Origin of the sequence: Streptomyces sp. NPDC051636 (assembly GCF_044453765.1) — a bacterium.
Taxonomy (GTDB): domain Bacteria; phylum Actinomycetota; class Actinomycetes; order Streptomycetales; family Streptomycetaceae; genus Streptomyces.
Map to the genome: position 1 here is coordinate 1 of NZ_JBITDA010000048.1, position 18,412 is coordinate 18,412.

Genomic DNA, 18,412 nt, shown 5'->3' on the forward strand with positions numbered 1-18,412 from the left:
GGCAGCGTCGGGCACAAGGCAGCCGTGATCACCACCATCACCCTGACCAGCCACCGGACCACGACCGAACCGCCCTAACTTCCCGGTCTTGCCCTTTACCCGGCGCGGCCGTCCGGCCTGTTCCGACCACGCCTCCGCACCGGCGACTCGAGGCGATCAGTGGACATCGACAGGATTCGTACAATATCTTGTACCAGTCGAGAGAGGAGGCGGCAGGCATGTCCATCACCGCCAGCGAGGCACGTCAGAACCTGTTCCCGCTGATCGAGCAGGTCAACGAGGACCACGCTCCCGTTCACATCACCTCCCGCAAAGGGAACGCCGTCCTGATGTCCGAAGAGGACTTCAGCTCCTGGACGGAGACCGTGCACCTCCTGCGCTCCCCAAAGAACGCCCGCCGTCTGCTCGACTCCATCGCCGAGGCAGAGTCCGGGAAGGCTCGGCAACGTGAGCTCATCGACCCTGACGCGGGGCGTGCGTGAAGATCTCGTTCACATCGCACGCCTGGCAGGACTACACCTACTGGGCCGAGATCGACCGCAAGATGGTCAAGCGCATCAACAAGCTGATCGACGACATCGTGCGCGATCCCTTCAAGGGCATCGGCAAGCCGGAGCCTTTGAAGGGTGATCTGTCAGGCTACTGGTCCCGGAGAATCGACGACACCCACCGGCTCGTGTACAAGCCGGCCGACGACGAGTTGATCATCGTCCAGGCCCGGTACCACTACTGACGCCGGCGGACACAGACCTCTCAGGCTGAGAAGCGCCGCCCGGCACTCGGTGAGGGGGCGCCGGGCCCGCCCACCTTCACAGCCCGTACCGGTCGAGGATGTTCATCAGCTTGCGCCGGCGTTTCAGTTCCGCCCGCAGGCCGGCGAGATGGTCGGTGAACGCCTTCTGCGTCCCCAGCGCGCGATGGCACTCACGGGCACCCATCAGCAGTCGCGCCAGGTGCTCGTAGGCACGGTCGCCGGTCGGCTCCTTCAGCCGCTCAACCAGCCTCAGGTAGACCGCGAGCGCCTCGGCCGGGTGCGTCTCGCGTGACAGGTCGGCGAGGCGTTCCCACTGCCGGTCGTCGGCGAGGCCGGCGGCCTCGCACCAGGCCGCGCCCACATCGCCGTCATCGAGCAGCGTGTCGATCAGCACGGGACCGCCATACCGGCCGCCGCGCTCACGGCGGACGTCCTCCCTCAGGACAGCCAGCGCGGCCACACGCTCGGCCTCCCAGCACTGCGCCGCCTGAGCGGCAGAGCGCAGCTGCTGGTAGGCGGCCAGAGACCGCTCGGCATGGAACCGGTCCCGGCGCACTCCGACCACGTCCGCCGACCGCCCCGCCTTCGCGTAACGGGCACACAGGTAGTCGACCAGGTGGCCATCGATGTACGTCTCGGCGGCGCAGTCCCGCAGTCCGCGCTCCGCCCACGTGAGCGCCTCGTCCGCGCGGCCCGCCGATTCGAGTTCCTCGGCGATGCGCAGATGGGTGGCCCCGGACGGGTCGAGGTCCTGCGCGTACAGGGCGACCAGCGCATCGACGTCGCCCTCCGCCTTGACCAGACGCTCCATCAGATACCGCTAGAGACGTTTGTGCAGGTCAGAACGTTTCTCTGACCCGCGAGTGGTGGGGCGGGTGGGACTCGAACCCACGGCCGACGGATTATGAGTCCTTTGAGGATCTTGGCGGCCCTTGCCGATCAGCGTCCGTTCACGACGTTTTTGCTGGTCAGGCCGGGTGCGCCGTGTCTCCGCCCCTCCGTCCTTGTCGGTCTGTTCCTATCCTTGCGTCCCAACTGCGTCCCGACACCGCCCCGTACGGACAGGGACTCCGGACTGTCGGGCGATTACGCCAGCTCGGGAGGTGGGTATTCGAACCCATCCGCAGCGGATTCCCTTTCCGACGCGCACCGAGGCTCCCCTCCCCTTCAACGGGAGCGGGGAGCCCGCGGCGCCGCACCCCTTCAACGCGTGGCGGCAGTGCGAGGCAGGAGCAGGACCACTGTCACACCGACCGCCGCAAAGAAGGCGCCGAGCGTGAACACGACGGTGAAGGCACCCTCGCTCGGCAGGGCCGAGCCGGTGACCGAGTGGGTGCTGAGGATCGCGATGGCAACCTGGGTCCCGATGACACCGCCTACTGTGCGGACGACCGTGTTGAGGCCGTTGGCGGTGGCTATCGCATGGCCTGGGGCGAAGCGGACCACGAGCGACGGCAGTGCCGCGAAGCTGAAGGCGGCGCCCCCTCCCAGCAGTACGGAATCGGCGAGCACCTGCAGCGGGGTGGCATGCCAGAGTGCAAGAGCGAGGCTCCCGGCGAGGACGAGCAGCAGCCCTCCGAGCAACGGGGCTCGGTGACCGAACGCCCGCTCCAGCGCCGGCACGAGCGGCGCCATCAGGACTTGGAGGAGCGCCGAGGGAAGCATGAGCAGGCCGGCGGCGGTGACGGTGAAGCCGAACCCTTGCACAGCGCGCTCGGGCCCGCCTGCCGGCAGTTGGGCGAGCATGGGCACAAGGAGGAAGAAGATCAGGGCCGCGGCGTAGAAGAGCGCCGCGGCGCAGTGGGTCAGCAGCATCGGCCGGTCGAGGAAGACGCGCGGTTGGAGCAGCGGGTGCGGCGTGCGCTTCTCCGCCACCGCCAGTGCGGCCAGGAGGACGGCAGCGGCGAGGAAGAGGCCGAGCACGGGGGTGGACAGCCATCCGGCGTGCGAGCCTTGGGTGATCGCGAGGAGCAGGGCCACCAGGCCGAGCGAGAGCAGGATGGTGCCCGGTACGTCCTGGGGTTCGTCTCGGCGGGCCGTGTCGTCGGGGATCCACCGGGCGACCAGCAGGAAGGCGACCGCGATGACGCCGGCGAGCACGGCGAACATCCACCTCCATGACGCGTGGTCGACCAGGAGACCGCCGACGACGAAGCCCAGCCCGGTGCCCGCGCCGATCATCGCGGACACGATCCCGAGGCCTCGGCCTATGCGTTGCGGAGGAAGCAGGGCGCTGACGATACCGAAGGACAGGGGAAGGGCGGCCGCGCCGGCCCCCTGCGCCGCGCGAGCCAGCAGCAGGAGGGGGAAGTTCCAGGCGACGGCGGCCAGCAGGGTGCCGGCGCCGAAGACGGCGAGTGAGGCGAGCAGAGTGCGGCGTTTGCCGCGCCGATCGCCGAAGCGGGCGAGCACGGGAGTCAGCACGGCGCCGGACAGCAGGTAGAGCGTGAACACCCACGCGGCCCAGTCGCCGCTCACCTCGAAATGCCGCTGGAACGTGGGCAGAGCCGGAGCGACCAGGGTCTGGAGCAGCCCGTAGGCCAGCACCGCGACCGAGAGTGCGGCGATCACACGGCCCGGTGGCGGGCCGGTGTCCGGGTGGCCGTTCCCGGCCGCGGCGGAGGCAAGGGCGGTGGTTCGGTCTTCCTGGAACATGACGACCTCTGGTGTGGGGGCGGGCGACCTGCAGGACCGTCACCGCACCGAGGAGAACTCGGCGCGGTGACGGCAGACGACTCGTGAGCGGGAGGGCGAGCGACCCGCCCAACGGGCCGCCCCGGGGGGTTACTGGCTCGCGGGGGCGAGTTGGTCCAGCGTCTGTACGCGCTGGGCGATCTCCCACTGGCCGTTCACCTTGCGGAGCTTGTCGGTGTAGGTGCCGGTGGCGTAGACGGCGTGTTCCTTCTCGGTCTCCGCGACCCAGTACCAGGAGCGGGCGGTGGCGGTCGTGCCGTTGACCTCGATCATGGCCGGGCCGGTCATGTGCCGCTTGCCCTTGGTGAAGCCCTTGTCGGCCAGGTCGGTGAACATGGCCTTGATCTCGCTGCGGCCATCGGCGGATCCGAACGGGCTCCGGTAGCTGGCGTCCTTGGTGTACAGGTTCGCGTAGGCGTCGGCGTCCTTGAGGTCGATGTACATCTGGTGACGGTCTATCACCTCGCGGATGGCGACCCTGTCGTGGGTGGTGTCGCTCTCCGTGGCGGTGGCGTTCCCGCCCAGCAGCACCCCGGCGGCCACAGCACCCGCCAGCACCCCGATGAGGGGTCCGGACGCCCTCCGGATGGTCTTCATGTCGTCTCCTTCCAACGCGATATTAGTAACTCAATTGATAGTCATAATAATGACTATTATGATCGTATTCCCGTCCAAGGTGCGGTGTCCAGCGTCGGAGGCGTACCAGTGGTCAGTACGAAGCCGCGGGGCGAACCCCCCGCTCGCGGGCGACATGCTCCCGGACCGCGGGCACCACTTCTTCGGCGAACCGCGGCAGTTGACGGTCTACAGGACCTCTGGGGAAGAAGACGAAGGTGTCCATGCCGTCTTCGACGACGAGGCCGGTCAGCTCCTCCACCCACTGCTCGACAGGCCCAACGAGAAAGCCCTCGCCCGGACCGTCGGTGATCAGGCCGTTGATGTTGTACAAGCGGCGGATGCCCTCGGGTCGCCGGCCGGCCGACCGAGCGGCGTCGTCGATCCGGGCATGAGCCTCCGGCAGCCGGGGCGGCGGCAGAAAGGGCGACGAGGGCACCCAGCCGTCCGCCAGCCGTCCGGTCAGTTCGAGGGAACGCGATCCGAGGGCACCGAGCCAGATACCCATGTCATGGACGGGGAGCGGACCCGGGTGAGCGCCCCGCAGAGAATAGAACCGTCCTTCGTAGCGCACCGATCGCTGCTCGCTCCAGAGCAGCCTGACGACCGCGATCGCTTCTTCGAGCGCCGCTACCGCCTCACCAGCGGTACGCCGCTCGCCGCCGTACGCCTCCACCGCCTCCCATGCGCCACCTGCCCCCAGCCCGAGCTCGAACCGGCCGCCGCTGACGACATCCAGAGTGGCGGCCGACTTGGCGATCAGCGGGGGATGCCGCAGGGGCAGGTTCGACACATCAGGGAAGAAGCGGATCCGCTCGGTCCGAGCGACCAGACTGCCGAGCAGCGTCCACGTGTCCAGGAACCTGCCCTGATACGGATGATCCTGGATACCCACGAGGTCGAGCCCCAGCCGCTCGGCCAGCAGGACCGAGTGCAGCACCTCGTCATACCGCCCGGGCTCGGTGGAGTACCCGAACTCCACCGGCCTGCCGTAGTCCACCATGACGCCTCCGTCTCCGATGCCGGGTCACCACCCAGCACCTAGGTTTGCCGCAGGCCCTGACGACGGAATTCCGGTCCCCGCCGCACAGTGACCCCAGGACCGGCCCCCGGACCCACGGATTTTGGTCAGAATGAGTGACTCAAGAGAGATCAGAACGAAGTTCGTCCGCCTGCGCGACCAGAGGTTCACGGCCGGCGCACGGCTCAATGACAGGTACCGACCCTGGCCGGCGTGACGAACTCGCGCCACCGGAAGATCACTCGCCGCACTGGCCGCGCGACGGCAGCCCTGACCAGCCCCTCTGTGCCCAGTACTATTAAAAATAGTGACAGTCAACAATGGTGACGAGGGGTGTGCTGTGGTGCGGCGCAGTGAACGGAAGCTCAAGGATCCGGATCTCGGGATTCTGTCCACGCGACTGCTCTTCTCGATCCAGAAGGAGCTCTTCGAGACGCTGGCCGAGCAGGGTCATCCCGAGCTACGGCCGCAGCACGGCGCCGTGCTGGGCTTTCTCGACGAGGAAGGCAGCCGGGCGACGGACCTGTCACGGCAGTCGGGAACTCATAAACAGGTCATCGGCAACCTGGTCGACGAGCTGGAGGCCCTGGAGTACGTGGAACGCCGGCCCGACCCTCGGGACCGGCGGGCCAAGCTGATCGTCCCGACTCGCAGGGGCCTGGACCAGATGGAGAAGTCGGACGCGATCGTGGCCGCCATCGAGAAGCGGCATGCGGAGGCCATCGGCGAACGGAAGTACGCGGCGTTCAAGGGCGCCTTCCAGGAGATCACCGCCCAGCAGCTGGCCCAGTTCGACGAGGCCGCAGCCAGCAGGCGGGAGCCGCGCAAGGGCACCGGCCGTTGATCACTCATAGCGGGACCACTTCGAAGGCGACCGCCAGCGGCACTCCCGCGCGGCGTCCAGCGTCAGCGGCCTGACGGCGTAGGAACTGCTCGGGGTCGAAGCCTCCCGCAAGGTTGCCGAGGTATGCCTCGTGCGCGGCCAAGGACTCCACTCCCCGGTCGAGATGCGCCGTGACGTCGACGAAGTGCTCGGCCTCCGGCGACGAACCGAACATGGCACAGCGAACGCCGGACCACGGCTGGAGTCCTTCGTCGAGCAGTTCGGGGAACACCCACCGGTTCGCCGCGTCGCGGGCCGCGTCGATCAGTGCCGAGCCCACGGCGCGGTGGTCGGCGTGGTTGAGCGCACCGTTGTCGAAGAACTCCCGGAAGTTGAGCGAGATGATCACGTCGGGGCGGTGGCGTCGGATGGCGCGGGCGAGGTCGCGGCGCAACGCGATGCCGTATTCGACCGTGCCGTCGGGGTGGTTCAGGAACTCGACCTGGTTTACCCCGACGAGCCCGGCGGCAGCGATCTGCTCGGCCGAGCGCACCGCCGCGGTGCGCTCGGGAGGCATCGACTCGATTCCGGCCTCACCCCGGGTGACCAGCAGATCGACCACCGTCTTGCCTTGAGCGGTCCACCGGGCGATCGCCGACGAGGCCCCGAACTCCAGGTCGTCCGGGTGCGCCACCACCGCAAGCCCGCGGCGCCAGTCCTCCGGCACGGGGTGCCGCAACACCCGACCGATGGTCAATTTAGTGACAGTCACGATCCTTACTATAGCTCATTCGCTCGAGCCGATAGGTCCTGCCCCTCAGGGGCCGGAAACGATCAGGACGCGGCCTCCGGCGCCGCCGCTCTCGGCGGCTTCATGAGCGGCGGCGATGTCCTCCAGCGGGAAGCGGTGAGCGACGGGATGGACCAGATCGCCCGCGGCCGCCGCTGCGCTCAGTTCCGCGGCCGCGGCCCTCTTGGCCTCTGCGGGGAAGTCGTCGCTACCCAGGAAGTGCACGGTGACGTTGGAGAACCCCAGCTGCCAGAAGGGGATGGCCGGGCGATCCTCGTCGGTGGCGTAGGCGGCGATCACCCCGCCCACAGCAAGGATCTCCAGATCGGTGTCCGCATGGGCCCCGAACGCCACCTCGAGCACCCGGTCGGCCCCGCGCCCCGCGGTCAACTCTTTCACCCGGGCGGGCATCGTGCCGTCCGCCAGGAGCACGTGGTCCGCGCCAGGCACCGGGCCCGGCCGCCGGACGGTGGCGATCACCCTCGCCCCGCCGCGCCGGGCCAGGGCAACCGCCGAGCGGCCGACCGCACCCGTGGCACCGGTGACGAGCACCCAGGCGTCCCGCAGCGGACCGTCCATGAACAGGGCGCGGTGCGCGGTGAGCCCGGAGATCCCGAGACAGGCCCCCTGCTCGAAGGAGACGCCGTCGGGGAGGTGCACCGCCTTCTCGGCAGGCACGGTCACATAGCCGGCGGCCGTACCGAAAGGCCGGTACGACTGTGCGTCATAGCACCACACGCGCTCCCCCACCCTGGCGGTGGCAACGCCCTCCCCCACGGCGTCGACGACCCCGCGCCGTCCGAGTGCGGGATGACCCGAGGCCAGGCCATGCCGTAGCCGATCCAGTCCTGCCTCTTGATCACGTCCCCGTGATTGATACCCGAGGCATGCACACGGATCCGCACCTCGCCGGGACCGGGCTGCGGATCCTCCATTTCGCCGACCCGCAACACCTCGGACGCCGGACCGGTCGACTCGTACCACGCTGCGCGCACGGCGCTCAGTCCTCCGCGGTCTTGAGCAGGTCCGGCAGCCGACGCACCACTGCCTGCCAGGACGGGTGATCGAGGTCGATGACGTCGAAGTGGTCCGCACCCGGGACCTCGACGTACTCCACCTGGTCGCCCAGTTCCCGGGCAGCAGTGACATACGTCCCGCCCTGAGCAGGGGGAGCCCCCGTGTCGTCGCTCCCGTGGACGACAAGCTGAGGTACACCGAGAGGCAGGCGTTCGAGGGGTGAGGCCAGCGCGTAGCGGTCGGGCACGTCGTCCGCGCCTCCGCCGAGCAGTGCGGCCGCCGCTCCGTGCGGCGTCAGCCTCGCCAGGGTCGGCGCGAGTTCCGGCCTGGCCGGTGCGGGCGCCTTCGCCGGAGGCGGTACCGACGGGTCGCCGAAGCGGGCCCCCAGCTCGTCGGCATCCGCGGCCCGCAGATCCAGCACCCCTGCCAGCGACACCGCGGCAGCGAGCGGTACGCCCCGGCCACCGCTGCCCGGCGCTCCGGCAGGCAGCCCGGGCCGGGACGCGAGCCACAGGGCGAGCTGGCCTCCTGCGGAGTGCCCGATCGCCACGACAGTCCAGGTCGAGCCGGCGCCGGGCGAGATCAGCCGCGGCCTGCCCGCCGGGCACGTCCCCCGCCGCGAGACCGGCCAGGATGTCGACAGCAGCAGCGGCGTCCACCAACGTTCCGGGCCATCCGCCGCCGCTCTCTCCAATGCCCCGGTAGTCGATGTTCCACACGGCGTAGCCGCGGGCCACCACGTCGTGCGCCAGCGGCACCAGTTGGCTACGGTCGAGCATCGCGGTCCAGAACCCGCCGTGGATGAGCACCACGACCGGGTGGGCGCCTTCGCCTGGCGGAAGGTACAGGTCGCCGGTCTGGGACTGGCCGGACCCGTAACGGACGGTCAACACGGCCCCCTTCCGCACGCTCACCACGGCTGGGCCGTCGTGTCGAGGAGGGTGCCCCGCTCGGAGCTGAGCAGCTCGCTGATGGGCGCAAAGAACGCCTGGATGGCCGGCAGGTTAGCGCCCTTGGCCTTGGACGCGTCCAGGTCTTCGGCCGTGTCCCACCACACGACGTCCAGCCACTGCTCATCGTCGATGCCCACCAACTGGGCGCCGAGGAATCCTTGTCGGTCCGTACGGAATGCCTCGAGCATCCCCGGCCGTGCGTCGAGAAGTCCCTGAGCCCGGTCGGCCGGGACCCGGAAGCGGGTGAGTTCTACGGTGGTCATGATCATCCTCAGGGGTCGTACGCTCGCCAGCTCGGTCGCCGGCGGGTCAAAGAAGGAGAACGGGTTTGACGGCCTCGCCGGAGGCCGCGGCCCGGGCGGCTTCGTTGATCCGGTCGAACGGGAACGCGGCGACCAGGCGCTCGACGGGAAGGCGGCCGACTGCGTGCAGTTCGGCAAGAGCCGGTATGAACACGTGGGGCACACCCCCGCCCTCGACGATTCCCACGATCCGCTTGCTGCTGTTGACGATGTCCGCGACGTCGACTGCCGCCTCGCGCCCGAAAGGGGCACCCACGATGCCGATGACGCCGCCGATGGCCGCGGCGTCGATGGCCTGCCGGAACACCAGTACATTGCCACTGCTCTCCAGCACATAACCAGCTCCGCCGCCGGTGAGCTTCCGGATGGCCGCCACCGGGTCGGTGGTCCGGGCGTCGATGGTGTCGGTGGCCCCCAGTTCGGCGGCCAGGTCCAGCCGACCGGGGTGCACGTCGACGGCGACGACGTGCGCGGCCTGGGTGAGCCGGGCCGCCATGACGGCTGCGAGTCCCACTGCACCGGCCCCGAACACCGCGACCGAACCGCCGGGCGCTGGCCGAAGGACGTTCAGGACAGCGCCCGCGCCGGTCTGGATGCCGCAGCCGAGCGGTGCGAGTGTGGCCAGCGGCGCCTCATCGGGGAGTTTCACCGTGTTCCGCTCGGTGACCAGCGCGTGGGTGGCGAAGGGCGACTGCCCGAAGAAGTGCCCGTGCAGCGGTGTGTCACCGAGCCACAGGGTCGGGCTGCCGTCCGAACGTGCGCAGGCGGCGAAGTTGAGCGACAGGAAGTCCGCGCACTGGCTGGGCAGACCGGAGCGGCAGCTCGCACAGACGCCGCAGGAGGCGAACGTGAGCACCACCTTGTCACCGGGTACCACGGAGGTGACGCCCGCTCCGACCGCCTCCACCACCCCGGCCCCCTCGTGCCCCAGTACGGCCGGATACGGGAACGGGGTCTTCCCCTCCCGGGCGGCGATGTCGGCATGGCAGATGCCGACTGCCTCGATACGTACCAGCACCTCACCGGCGCGCGGGTCGTCGAGAAGCACGTCCATGATCTCGAAGTCGGCCCCCGGCTCAGGTACGACGGCGGCTCTGATCAGCTTCGGCATGACGACTCCTTCGGTGTTGCCGACCCGACCAAGCCATTAGTCAAAATCTTGACCGTCAACATTATGACCATAAACTGAGTGGGTGGCTCATCGAGCCGCGACCCGACACATCCAGGAGACCACCATGAGCACCCCGCCGCTCACCGAGACCGACCAGCTCACGGGCGTATGGCAGATAGACCCCGCCCATTCCGAGGTGAGCTTCACGGTGCGCCACCTGATGGCCCGTGTGCGTGGCAGCTTCTCGTCCTTCAGCGGGACCATCAGCGTCGGCGACGACCCGACACGGTCCAGTGTCCGGGCAGAAATCGACACCACGTCGGTCGACACCCGCAACGCCGACCGCGACAAGCACCTGCGCAGCGCCGACTACTTCGACACCGACACACACCCGACCGCACTCTTCGAGTCCGCCACCGTACGGGAACAGAAAGACGGTCGATACAGCGTCGAGGGATTCATGACCGTGAAGGGCGAGACGCGCCCGGTCACTCTCCACCTGGTGTTCCTCGGCGTGGCCGAGGACCCGTGGGGCGGCACACGAGCCGGATTCCGGGCGTCCACCCGGATCAGCCGTTCCGACTTCGGCGTGATGGGCAATGTGCCCCTGCCCGGCGGGCGCACGCTGATCGGGGACAGCGTCGACATCGAACTCGAGATCGAGGCAGTCAGGCAGCAATAGTCCTCCATCCGGCTGTCAGGGGCGCGGACGAGGAGGTGTCCGCCCCCTGATCGGGCCCACCGTGTCCGGCTCGAAGGGCCTGCGGGTGCGGAGCCGTGGGTCCCAGCACCCCATGGGGGCTCCTCCAGCGTGTGGTGGTGAATGCGGTGGAGTCGATGGCGGCACCCCGGCGGTGCCGGACGGCTTCCTCGGCGGCAACGCGGGCGGCCACCTGCCGCACCGCCTCGACGCTGCGCGGCGCCTGGACGACCCACGTCTGGGTGCCGCGCACTTCCTTGTCGCCCACTATGCGCACGGTCGGCGCGGTGACGTTCCACAAGGTCATGACGGTGACTTCTCCTGTTCTGCGCTTTGACGAAGCGTTTCTCGTACGGCGGGCACCACCTCGCGGGCGAAACGCCCGACCTGATCGACCGTGGTCTCCTCCGGCCAGAAGACGAAGGTTCGGAACGGCTGCTCGGTCGCCAGGCGAGCCAGTAGAGCGGCCCACTGCTCCGCGGTCGCGCGGACAGGGGCCTTACCCGTTGTGGCCGCAGCGTCGCCGAGTCGGTCCGTGATGGTGCCGACGAGCTGAGCGATCCTCAGCACGTCTTGAGGGTTCCTGCCGGAGGCGCGGGCCGCGTCGTCGATCAGCGCGTTGGATTCGGCCCACTTCTCGTACGGCAGGTAGCTGGGGATGGGCGCGGCCCATCCGTCGGCCAGTCGGCCCGTCAGTTCCAGGGAACGGGGGCCCTGGGCACCGATCCAGATGCCGATCGGATGGGCCGGAGCGGGCCCGCTGCGCAGTCCGGGGATGGTGTAGCGGCGGCCCTCGAACGTGACCGGCTCGGGTGCGGACCGCCACAGTGCCCTCAGGATCTGGACGGCCTCCTCCAGGTGGGCCAGGGCCTCGGCCGGGCCGAGCCGGGGCGTCATTCCCATCTGGGTGATGGCGGACCAGTAGCCGCCACCACCGATACCCAGTTCAAAGCGGCCCGCGGAGAGCAGATCGAGCGAAGCCGCCGTCTTGGCGAGCATCGACGGATGACGCAGCGGCAGATTGGCCACGTCCGGGAAGAAGCGCAGCCGCTCGGTGCCCTCCAGCAGCATGGCGATGAGGGTGAAGGTGTCCACGAGCGCGGGGCTGTAGGGATGGTCCTGCACGCCGACGAGGTCGAGTCCCTCCTCCTCGGCCACGCACACCAGGTCGCGGTGTGCCGCGATGTCGGTGGTGGGGTTGAGCGAGAAACCGAACTGCAGGTCACGCATGGCTGTCCTCGGGGTGGGGTGCGAATGACGGTGACGGACCGCTCAGCCAGCGGCGCAGGACGCGGGAGAGCGCGGGCAGCAGGGCATAGGTCATGGCGCCGCTGAAGAAGAGCGCGATCAGTGCGTTGCGCACGGCCGGCGGAAGGCCACCTGTGTACGGCACGAGGAAAACGTTGGAGAGGAGCGAGAGGGGATACACGGCGGCCGCTGCCACGAGAGTGAGCTTCCAGCGGGGCGGTGCGGCCCGGTCCGGCAGAGCGAACAGGTCCTCCATGCCGGACAGATGGCGGACGCGGACCAGTTCGTGCAGTTCCCTGCCATGGTGGAGGCAGCGTTCGTTGTGCGGTGAGCTCTCCCAGGCGTGCAGGGAGGCCTGGTCGGTGAACCGGTAGACAAGGTGCCAGCGGTCGTCTGCGGCTGCCGGGTGCAGGACGCCGCCACCGAGATATCCGGGGAATCCAGCGGCTTCGGCCAGGATGCCGTGTGCCCACGACTGGAACTCCTCCCCCTTGCCGGGAAGGACGCGGCGTTCGACCAGCACGGTGACGGGGTCGGCATGCCGCTGCTCGGGGATGGGGCGGTCGATGCTCATGGGCGGTTTCCTGCGATGGCTCGGGGGTGGGGCGGCCGGGATCAGAGACCCTGAGCGATCCCGGCACGGGTTCAGGCGGCCGGGATCCGGCCGAACCGTCCGGACTGGAAGTCGTCGAACGCCTGCATGAGTTCGCTGCGCGTGTTCATGACGAAGGGGCCGTTCCAGGCGACCGGCTGACGGATCGGCAGACCGCCGAGGATCACCACGTCAAGCCCTGGGGACCTGCTCTCCTGTTTCTCATCGGCCGCGACGCCGATCACGTCGCCCGGGCCGAAGACGGCGAGCTGACCGGAGTGCACCGGTCGCCGCTCCTCGCCGACGCTGCCCCGGCCCGCCAGAACGTAGGCGAGGGCGTTGAAGTCCGGGCGCCAGGGCAGGGTGAGCAGGGCACCGGGGCTGAGAGTGGCGTGGAGCAGTGTGATCGGCGTGTGCGTCGCACCCGGCCCGTGCCTGCCTGCCAGCTCACCGGCGATCAGCCGGACCAGGGCGCCGCCGTCGTCACTGGCGAGGAGTTCCAGCTGGGAACCCCGGATGTCCTGGTAGCGGGGCGCGGACATCTTGCGGTCGCTGGGCAGATTGACCCACAGCTGGAAGCCGTGGAACAGGCCGCCGCTCATCACCAGATGTTCGGGGGGCGTTTCGATGTGCAGCATGCCGGAGCCGGCCGTCATCCACTGGGTGTCCCCATTGGTGATGACGCCGCCGCCTCCGTTGGAATCGCGGTGCTCCATGATGCCGTCGATCATGTAGGTGACGGTCTCGAACCCCCGGTGGGGGTGCCACGGGGTTCCTTTGGGCTCGCCAGGGCTGTACTCCACCTCGCCCATCTGATCCATCATCAGGAACGGGTCGAGGTGGCGCAGATCGATCCCCGCGAGTGCCCGGCGTACCGGGAATCCTTCGCCTTCGAAGCCCTGGGGGGCGTCGGTCACGGCGAGGACAGGGCGTTGTCGGGCGGCTTCACCGGGGCTCGGGATGCGTGGCAGGGCGAGGGTCGATTCGACGGTTACGGCGGGCATGGTCCTTCTTCCTTCTCCTTCACGCGCCGGATTGCGTTGTGCGCTGCACCGGGTGAGGTGACTGACGTGAGTGAGGGGCTGGGCCGGGTGCCGGGCGTGCGGGGGACACGGCCCGGCACCCGGGGAGCTCCCGCGGCGCGGTTACGGGGGCAGCGCCCCGCGGGAGCGGCTCGGCGGCTGGACGGGTCAGCCGTTCTTGGAGTAAGCGGCGGACAGCTGACCGACCAGCGTGGCGAACGGCATGTCCAGCGCCCCGTAGAGCTCGTACGCCTTCGGGTCGGAGTTGTCGGCGAGGATCTCGACCATGGTCGTCGCGTAGTCGGTGACGATGACACCCGCCTGCTGCATCCGCAGCAGACCCGCCGTGCGCTTGGTCTCGCTGAAGGTGCCGGAGGCGTCGATGGCCGCGTACGCGTCGTAGCCGGCGGCCGTGGCGGAGATCGCCGGGAAGGCGAGGCAGACCTCGATGGAGATGCCCGCGATGATCAGCTTCTTCCGGCCGGTCGCCTCCACGGCCTGACGGACGCGCGGCTCGTCCCAGGCGTTGACGGTGCCGCGGTCGATCACCTCCAGATCCGAGGGAAGGACCTCGGCCAGCTCCGGTACGAGCGGCCCCCACATGCCGTCCGCCATGGTGGTGGTGACCACGGTGGGGATGTCGAGCACCTGCGCGGCCTTCGCCAGCGCGGCCACATTGTGCTTGAGCGTGGCGACGTCGATGTCGCGCACTCCGGTGAACAAGCCGATCTGGTGATCGACGAGAAGGAGGGCGGTGTTGTCGCGGGTCAGCGGCTCGAGGAAGCGGCTGGTTCCCGGAAGGTTCTCGGTCATTGGGCGTCTCCTGCGTCAGGGGGCGGTCACCCGCCCACCACTTTCGTACGAAACTTGATAGTCAAGAACAGTGACCAATGGCAGCCTATTCCCGCCCCGGCGGGACAGGCAAGATCACGCCGCAAGAGGGCCGTGGAGTCACCCGCAACCCACCCGACAGCCTCGAAGAGCGCGGGCACCCGAGGCGGGGGCCAGGACCTGGGGGCGGGCCTGCGCCACCAGGCAGGGCGGGATTCAGTCAAGATGAGTGACTATCAATGTCAGTTATCATCTGCCGCGACTTCCCCCTCCCGCTCGGAGACGCCATGCAGCCCTCGAAGGACGCGCCGCCGTACAGCCCCGACACCGACCAGGACGCGGACGCCGCAGAGCGCCGCCTGGCGCAGCGCAGTCACCAGCTCGGCCAGGGCGGCGCCCGGGCGGCGGTGCTCGGCGTGCAACGATGGGCTGGTCACCAATCTGTGTCTGGTACTCGGACTCGCGGGGGCGAGCGCCTCACCCGACGCCGTCCAGCTCGCCGGCCTCGCCAGCCTGGTCGCCGGCGCCTTCTCCATGGCGGCCGGGGAGTGGATATCGGTCCTCACCCAGGTAGAGCTCACCCGTGGCGTGCTGGCGGCGATGCGTGACCTTCTGAGCCAGAGCCCGAGCAGCGTGGAACGGCGCCTGCGGGAGGAGTTCGTCCGCAGCGGGTACCGGCCCGATTCCGCTGCGCGCGCGGCGAGCGATGTCCTCGGCCATAAGGACGGCCGACTACGGGTGGTCTCCCGCGCGCTGCTGGGCATCAATCCCGATGAACCCGGCAGCCCGAAGATCGCAGCTGCCTTCTCCTTGGTGCTGTTCGCACTCGGAGCCGCCGTCCCGCTGCTGCCCTGGTTCCTGTCGCGGGGAGAGGCGGCCGTGTGGGGGTCGACGGTGGCCACCGCGCTGGCGGCGGCGGTCGTCGGCGGCGTGCTGTCCCGCTCCTCGCAGCGCGGCGTGGTGCGAGGAGCGGTGCGTCAGCTGGTGGTACTGACAGCCGCCGCCGGTGTGACATTCACGCTCGGACGGCTGGTCGGCACCTCGCTGGCCTGATCAGTCGGCACCCCCGTCTGCCGCCACCGACGCCTTCCGCTGTCTCCCCATGGCCAGCGTCGACAGGATGGGCCCGAGGCAGCCACTTCCGATTCCCTGCGTCCCATCAGCGTCCCGAATACCGCCCTCGCGCGCCGCTCAGACCGTCCGCTCCAGCCCGGGAGAGCAACCGAACGATCCATAACCGCAGGTCAGCGAAGCGCCCAACTACGGATCACCGCATCGCTGTTGAACTCGCGAGCAGCGGATTCAGTCCGTTGGCCCAAAGTCCTGAATCCGCACCCCTGCTGAGACGTTTCCGCAGGTCAGCGACCTGCATGGTGGGGCGGGTGGGACTCGAACCCACGGCCGACGGATTATGAGTCCGCTGCTCTAACCGGCTGAGCTACCGCCCCATAGCGGCGTGTCGCGTACATGTGTGCGCGCCGTCTGCCGCAGCATAGCCGCTCATACGATCTCCTGCCTCGGATGGTCGGCTTCCCGCGGTCCTTCGTGACCTTGAGACTTCGGCGCGGGCGCGGCGGTTCCCCCGGACATGAAAAAGGACCCCGCGGGGTCCTCGTTCAGCATGCTCCCCCGACTGGACTCGAACCAGTAACCTGCCGGTTAACAGCCGGCTGCTCTGCCAATTGAGCTACGGAGGACCGAGCTCCCCCGACTGGACTCGAACCAGTAACCTGCCGGTTAACAGCCGGCTGCTCTGCCAATTGAGCTACGGAGGAATGCCTCGTTGCATCGAACGTACCTACCTGGGTATTCGCCAGGGGGCGCCCGCTCGCTGCGACACATACATTAGCGCAAGCAGGGGGGTGCTCCGCCAATCGGTACTCCCCGGCGCCGAAGCCGCACGAGAGCTACGCATGGGAAGGGTGGTCGTCATGCGCTACCGGCTGACGTTCGTCGCCGGCCTCGCCCTGGGTTACATCCTGGGCACGAAGGCCGGACGCGAGCGCTACGAGACACTGAAGAAGTCCGCTCGGCAGATCGCGCAGAACCCGGCCGTCCGCAACACCGCCGAGACCGCGGCCCAGCAGGGGCGGGAGTTCGCGGGCAAGGCCCTGCACACGATGAGCGACAAGGTCGGCGACCGCGTCCCCGAAGCGGTCGCCCACCGGGTCCGCTCGCTGCGTCACCACAACGGCCACGGCGGCGGCGAGGACGACTGGGGCACCAGCAACACCTAGCGGTTCCTCGTCCGTGCCGCGCGGAGCCGCTCGCTCAGGGGCACGGGGAACCGCGCGGCCGGCCACACACAGCCCGCACCCTCCGAACCACGGCCATCCCGACGGCGAGAAGGCGCCCACGGCCAAAGCAAGCGCAGCGCTACGGCAGAATTTGAGGCATGGGGATAGTCGCCGGGTTGGACAGCTCGCCCGATTTCACTCGCATCGTCGTCTGTGACACGGACACAGGGGCCGTGCTGAGGCAGGGGTATGCGCCGCATCCGGTCGAGGCGCCGGAGGGCGGGCCGCGGCCCAGCGACGTGGATCCGCAGGCCTGGCTGCTGTCCCTGGGCGAGGCGGCCGGCGGCGGGCTGCTGGAAGGTGTGCAGGCCATCGGCGTGTCCGCCCAGCAGAACGCGCTGATCCCGCTCGACGCGCAGGGCGCCACGGTGCGCCCCGCGATGGTCGGCGCCGACAAGCGGGCGCAGGTCGCGGCGGCCGACCTGGTCGACGCGCTCGGTGGGCGCGAGGCGTGGGCGCAGGCGGTGGGCTGTGTGCCGCAGGCCGCCCAGCCGGTGACCAAGCTGCGCTGGCTCGCCAAGAGTGAGCCCGAGAACGCCCGGCGGACGGCCGTACTGCTCCAGGCCCACGACTGGCTCGTCTGGCAGCTGCTCGGGCGGCCCGTGCGGAGAACCACCGACCGCGGTGGCGCCTCCGGTACCGGGTACTGGTCCGCGGCCACCGGCGGCTACCGGCCCGACCTGGTCGAGCTGGCGCTCGGCCACCAGGCCATGCTGCCGGAGGTGATCGGCCCGTCCGACGCGGCCGGTACGACGCCGGAGGGGCTGCTGATCTCCGCCGGGACCGGCGAGACGATGGCCGCCGCCTTCGGTCTCGGCCTGGGGCTCGGGGACGCCGTGGTGTCCCTGGGGGCGTCCGGGTCCGTGATGGCCGTCCACCCGGAGGCGCTCGTCGACCAGAGCGGGATGATCACCTCGCTCGCCGACGCCACCGGCATGCACCTGCCGGTCGTCACCACCCTGAACGCGGTACGGACCCTGCGCGGCACCGCGGAACTCCTCGGCCTTCCCGACCTGGAGAGCCTGTCCGACCTGGCGATGAAGTCGACGCCGGGATCGCACGGGCTGGTCATGCTGCCGTATCTGGAGGGCGAGCGGACGCCGAACCTCCCGCACACCGCAGGCACCCTGGCCGGGCTGCGCCGCGAGTCCATGAAGCCCGAGCACCTGGCACGGGCCGCGTTCGAGGGCATGCTGTGCGGGCTCGCGGACGCGCTCGACGTGCTGCGCGGCCGGGGCGTGGACGTGCGGCGGATCTTCCTGCTGGGAGGGGCCGCCGAGCTGCCCGCCGTGCAGGCCGCGGCGCCCGCGCTGTTCGGCGCGCAGGTCGTCGTACCGCAGCCCGCCGACTACGCGGCGATCGGCGCCGCCCGGCAGGCCGCCTGGGCGCTCGGCGTCTCCCAGGGCACCCTCGACCCGCGCACGCCGCCGGCCTGGCAGGGCGCGGCCGCGCAGGTGCTGGAGCCCGGCGAGGAGCTGGCGGTGGGGCAGGCCGTGCGGCAGCAGTTCGTGTCGGTGCGGGAGCAGACCCATCCGGGGGCGTTCCGCTCGTGACGGGCGCGACCGCCCGGAGCCGCAAGGCCGTGGAGCGCCCCGCTGTTGGCTTAATCGGTTGAGGTAACGCGGGTGGAGTGTTCGACGAT

General features: G+C 69.5%; 21 protein-coding genes, 4 tRNA genes and 1 pseudogene. 7 read left to right on the forward strand and 19 right to left on the reverse strand.

All coding sequences use genetic code 11. The annotated features are described in order from the left end of the window. The first annotated feature begins 218 nt into the window (after nt 1–218). The gene (locus ACIBBH_RS40280) at nt 219–482 is read left to right on the forward strand and encodes a type II toxin-antitoxin system Phd/YefM family antitoxin (RefSeq protein ID WP_399413636.1); all 264 of its coding nucleotides are present in this window, start codon (nt 219–221) and stop codon (nt 480–482) included. After that, nucleotides 479–733, forward strand: coding sequence for a Txe/YoeB family addiction module toxin (locus ACIBBH_RS40285; RefSeq protein ID WP_399413638.1), 255 nt, complete (start codon nt 479–481; stop codon nt 731–733). Before ACIBBH_RS40280 ends, ACIBBH_RS40285 begins: the two co-directional genes overlap by 4 nt. A gap of 76 nt (nt 734–809) precedes the next feature. On the opposite strand, the gene ACIBBH_RS40290 is transcribed toward ACIBBH_RS40285, so the two are convergent. The 5 genes from ACIBBH_RS40290 to ACIBBH_RS40310 form a co-directional block, all read right to left on the reverse strand. Next, the gene (locus ACIBBH_RS40290) at nt 810–1,565 is read right to left on the reverse strand and encodes a hypothetical protein (protein WP_399413640.1); all 756 of its coding nucleotides are present in this window, start codon (nt 1,563–1,565) and stop codon (nt 810–812) included. Between the two features lie 53 nt (nt 1,566–1,618). Further along, nucleotides 1,619–1,751: transfer RNA gene (locus ACIBBH_RS40295), tRNA-Ile, on the reverse strand. A gap of 206 nt (nt 1,752–1,957) precedes the next feature. After that, entirely contained in the window at nt 1,958–3,409 is a 1,452-nt protein-coding gene (locus ACIBBH_RS40300) for an MFS transporter (RefSeq protein ID WP_399413643.1), read from the reverse strand. A gap of 129 nt (nt 3,410–3,538) precedes the next feature. After that, nucleotides 3,539–4,045 (reverse strand): nuclear transport factor 2 family protein, encoded by a 507-nt coding sequence (locus ACIBBH_RS40305; RefSeq protein WP_399413645.1) that lies wholly within the window; start codon nt 4,043–4,045, stop codon nt 3,539–3,541. Between the two features lie 112 nt (nt 4,046–4,157). Continuing rightward, a complete protein-coding gene (locus tag ACIBBH_RS40310) occupies nt 4,158–5,066 on the reverse strand; it encodes an LLM class flavin-dependent oxidoreductase (RefSeq protein ID WP_399413647.1) in 909 nt (302 codons plus the stop codon). 325 nt (nt 5,067–5,391) lie between these two features. On the opposite strand from ACIBBH_RS40310, the gene ACIBBH_RS40315 reads away from it, so the two are divergent. Beyond that, the gene (locus ACIBBH_RS40315; RefSeq protein ID WP_399413649.1) at nt 5,392–5,928 is read left to right on the forward strand and encodes a MarR family winged helix-turn-helix transcriptional regulator; all 537 of its coding nucleotides are present in this window, start codon (nt 5,392–5,394) and stop codon (nt 5,926–5,928) included. A 4-nt stretch (nt 5,929–5,932) separates the two neighbouring features. Here ACIBBH_RS40315 and ACIBBH_RS40320 read toward each other — a convergent pair whose 3' ends face one another. The 6 genes and pseudogenes from ACIBBH_RS40320 to ACIBBH_RS40345 form a co-directional block, all read right to left on the reverse strand. Beyond that, nucleotides 5,933–6,679, reverse strand: a complete 747-nt coding sequence (locus ACIBBH_RS40320; protein WP_399413651.1) for a PIG-L deacetylase family protein — start codon at nt 6,677–6,679, stop codon at nt 5,933–5,935. 45 nt (nt 6,680–6,724) lie between these two features. Further along, nucleotides 6,725–7,435 (reverse strand): zinc-binding dehydrogenase, encoded by a 711-nt coding sequence (locus tag ACIBBH_RS40325; protein WP_399413653.1) that lies wholly within the window; start codon nt 7,433–7,435, stop codon nt 6,725–6,727. A 262-nt stretch (nt 7,436–7,697) separates the two neighbouring features. After that, entirely contained in the window at nt 7,698–8,264 is a 567-nt protein-coding gene (locus tag ACIBBH_RS40330) for an alpha/beta hydrolase family protein (RefSeq protein ID WP_399413655.1), read from the reverse strand. A 91-nt stretch (nt 8,265–8,355) separates the two neighbouring features. Continuing rightward, nucleotides 8,356–8,631: pseudogene (locus ACIBBH_RS40335) on the reverse strand (alpha/beta hydrolase family protein); the annotation flags it as partial. After that, a complete protein-coding gene (locus ACIBBH_RS40340) occupies nt 8,625–8,930 on the reverse strand; it encodes an antibiotic biosynthesis monooxygenase (protein ID WP_399413657.1) in 306 nt (101 codons plus the stop codon). The pseudogene ACIBBH_RS40335 and the gene ACIBBH_RS40340, both read right to left, overlap by 7 nt. Before the next feature lie 46 nt (nt 8,931–8,976). After that, nucleotides 8,977–10,080, reverse strand: a complete 1,104-nt coding sequence (locus tag ACIBBH_RS40345; RefSeq protein ID WP_399413659.1) for an NAD(P)-dependent alcohol dehydrogenase — start codon at nt 10,078–10,080, stop codon at nt 8,977–8,979. Between the two features lie 124 nt (nt 10,081–10,204). Here ACIBBH_RS40345 and ACIBBH_RS40350 point away from each other — a divergent pair, with 124 nt between their 5' ends. Then, nucleotides 10,205–10,762: a YceI family protein gene (locus ACIBBH_RS40350; RefSeq protein ID WP_399413661.1), complete on the forward strand. Its 558-nt coding sequence runs from the start codon at nt 10,205–10,207 to the stop codon at nt 10,760–10,762. Here ACIBBH_RS40350 and ACIBBH_RS40355 read toward each other — a convergent pair. From ACIBBH_RS40355 to ACIBBH_RS40375, 5 genes are all read right to left on the reverse strand, one after another. Then, nucleotides 10,749–11,087: a hypothetical protein gene (locus tag ACIBBH_RS40355; RefSeq protein ID WP_399413663.1), complete on the reverse strand. Its 339-nt coding sequence runs from the start codon at nt 11,085–11,087 to the stop codon at nt 10,749–10,751. The two genes, ACIBBH_RS40350 and ACIBBH_RS40355, sit on opposite strands and share 14 nt — an antisense overlap. Continuing rightward, entirely contained in the window at nt 11,084–12,010 is a 927-nt protein-coding gene (locus ACIBBH_RS40360; protein ID WP_399413665.1) for an LLM class flavin-dependent oxidoreductase, read from the reverse strand. Before ACIBBH_RS40360 ends, ACIBBH_RS40355 begins: the two co-directional genes overlap by 4 nt. Further along, the gene (locus ACIBBH_RS40365; RefSeq protein ID WP_399413667.1) at nt 12,003–12,602 is read right to left on the reverse strand and encodes an antibiotic biosynthesis monooxygenase; all 600 of its coding nucleotides are present in this window, start codon (nt 12,600–12,602) and stop codon (nt 12,003–12,005) included. Before ACIBBH_RS40365 ends, ACIBBH_RS40360 begins: the two co-directional genes overlap by 8 nt. Nucleotides 12,603–12,673: 71 nt before the next feature. Next, a complete protein-coding gene (locus ACIBBH_RS40370; protein ID WP_399413669.1) occupies nt 12,674–13,624 on the reverse strand; it encodes a pirin family protein in 951 nt (316 codons plus the stop codon). Between the two features lie 186 nt (nt 13,625–13,810). Further along, the gene (locus tag ACIBBH_RS40375) at nt 13,811–14,455 is read right to left on the reverse strand and encodes an isochorismatase family protein (RefSeq protein WP_399413671.1); all 645 of its coding nucleotides are present in this window, start codon (nt 14,453–14,455) and stop codon (nt 13,811–13,813) included. Nucleotides 14,456–14,698: 243 nt separating this feature from the next. On the opposite strand from ACIBBH_RS40375, the gene ACIBBH_RS40380 reads away from it, so the two are divergent. After that, complete coding sequence (locus ACIBBH_RS40380; RefSeq protein ID WP_399413673.1) at nt 14,699–15,526, forward strand: VIT1/CCC1 transporter family protein; 828 nt, start codon at nt 14,699–14,701, stop codon at nt 15,524–15,526. 318 nt (nt 15,527–15,844) lie between these two features. Here the strand turns inward: ACIBBH_RS40380 and ACIBBH_RS40385 are convergent. The 3 genes from ACIBBH_RS40385 to ACIBBH_RS40395 form a co-directional block, all read right to left on the reverse strand. Continuing rightward, a tRNA-Ile gene (locus tag ACIBBH_RS40385) sits at nt 15,845–15,921 on the reverse strand. Nucleotides 15,922–16,097: 176 nt separating this feature from the next. Next, a tRNA-Asn gene (locus ACIBBH_RS40390) sits at nt 16,098–16,170 on the reverse strand. Nucleotides 16,171–16,175: 5 nt separating this feature from the next. Continuing rightward, nucleotides 16,176–16,248: transfer RNA gene (locus ACIBBH_RS40395), tRNA-Asn, on the reverse strand. 138 nt (nt 16,249–16,386) lie between these two features. Between ACIBBH_RS40395 and ACIBBH_RS40400 the strand changes: the two genes are divergently transcribed. Continuing rightward, nucleotides 16,387–16,710 carry a YtxH domain-containing protein gene (locus tag ACIBBH_RS40400; RefSeq protein ID WP_399413675.1) on the forward strand — a complete coding sequence of 108 codons (324 nt, stop codon included), beginning with the start codon at nt 16,387–16,389 and terminating at the stop codon, nt 16,708–16,710. 158 nt (nt 16,711–16,868) lie between these two features. After that, nucleotides 16,869–18,323: an FGGY-family carbohydrate kinase gene (locus tag ACIBBH_RS40405; protein ID WP_399413677.1), complete on the forward strand. Its 1,455-nt coding sequence runs from the start codon at nt 16,869–16,871 to the stop codon at nt 18,321–18,323. Nucleotides 18,324–18,412: the final 89 nt, after the last annotated feature.

Excerpts from the sequence above, each read along its gene's own strand:
- ACIBBH_RS40280 (WP_399413636.1), top strand. The coding sequence starts at position 219 with ATGTCCATCACCGCCAGCGAGGCACGTCAGAACCTGTTCCCGCTGATC.
- ACIBBH_RS40290 (WP_399413640.1), bottom strand. The coding sequence starts at position 1,565 with ATGGAGCGTCTGGTCAAGGCGGAGGGCGACGTCGATGCGCTGGTCGCC.
- ACIBBH_RS40300 (WP_399413643.1), bottom strand. The coding sequence starts at position 3,409 with ATGTTCCAGGAAGACCGAACCACCGCCCTTGCCTCCGCCGCGGCCGGG.
- ACIBBH_RS40305 (WP_399413645.1), bottom strand. The coding sequence starts at position 4,045 with ATGAAGACCATCCGGAGGGCGTCCGGACCCCTCATCGGGGTGCTGGCG.
- ACIBBH_RS40310 (WP_399413647.1), bottom strand. The coding sequence starts at position 5,066 with ATGGTGGACTACGGCAGGCCGGTGGAGTTCGGGTACTCCACCGAGCCC.
- ACIBBH_RS40340 (WP_399413657.1), bottom strand. The coding sequence starts at position 8,930 with ATGACCACCGTAGAACTCACCCGCTTCCGGGTCCCGGCCGACCGGGCT.
- ACIBBH_RS40345 (WP_399413659.1), bottom strand. The coding sequence starts at position 10,080 with ATGCCGAAGCTGATCAGAGCCGCCGTCGTACCTGAGCCGGGGGCCGAC.
- ACIBBH_RS40350 (WP_399413661.1), top strand. The coding sequence starts at position 10,205 with ATGAGCACCCCGCCGCTCACCGAGACCGACCAGCTCACGGGCGTATGG.
- ACIBBH_RS40355 (WP_399413663.1), bottom strand. The coding sequence starts at position 11,087 with ATGACCTTGTGGAACGTCACCGCGCCGACCGTGCGCATAGTGGGCGAC.
- ACIBBH_RS40360 (WP_399413665.1), bottom strand. The coding sequence starts at position 12,010 with ATGCGTGACCTGCAGTTCGGTTTCTCGCTCAACCCCACCACCGACATC.
- ACIBBH_RS40365 (WP_399413667.1), bottom strand. The coding sequence starts at position 12,602 with ATGAGCATCGACCGCCCCATCCCCGAGCAGCGGCATGCCGACCCCGTC.
- ACIBBH_RS40370 (WP_399413669.1), bottom strand. The coding sequence starts at position 13,624 with ATGCCCGCCGTAACCGTCGAATCGACCCTCGCCCTGCCACGCATCCCG.
- ACIBBH_RS40375 (WP_399413671.1), bottom strand. The coding sequence starts at position 14,455 with ATGACCGAGAACCTTCCGGGAACCAGCCGCTTCCTCGAGCCGCTGACC.
- ACIBBH_RS40380 (WP_399413673.1), top strand. The coding sequence starts at position 14,699 with ATGAGTGACTATCAATGTCAGTTATCATCTGCCGCGACTTCCCCCTCC.
- ACIBBH_RS40400 (WP_399413675.1), top strand. The coding sequence starts at position 16,387 with ATGGGAAGGGTGGTCGTCATGCGCTACCGGCTGACGTTCGTCGCCGGC.
- ACIBBH_RS40405 (WP_399413677.1), top strand. The coding sequence starts at position 16,869 with ATGGGGATAGTCGCCGGGTTGGACAGCTCGCCCGATTTCACTCGCATC.